Annotated in this window: 1 pseudogene; it reads left to right on the plus strand. The window is 50.0% G+C overall.

Features of this window, described 5'->3' with window-relative positions:
* Positions 1-242: pseudogene (locus tag Q1A73_RS24535) on the plus strand (hypothetical protein); the annotation flags it as partial.

The raw sequence follows: 242 nt of genomic DNA on the forward strand, positions 1-242 counted from the left end.
GGTATTCAAGGTATACAAGGAGAAACTGGTGCGCAAGGACCACAAGGACCTCAGGGTATACAAGGAGAAACTGGTGCGCAAGGACCGCAAGGTATTCAGGGTATACAAGGAGAAACTGGTGCACAAGGACTACAAGGACCTCAGGGTGACCAAGGTGTTACAGGGGCACAAGGACCGCAAGGTATTCAAGGTATACAAGGAGAAACTGGTGCGCAAGGACCACAAGGTATTCAGGGTATACA

This window comes from uncultured Aquimarina sp., from assembly GCF_947492115.1.
In the GTDB taxonomy this organism is placed as follows: domain Bacteria; phylum Bacteroidota; class Bacteroidia; order Flavobacteriales; family Flavobacteriaceae; genus Aquimarina.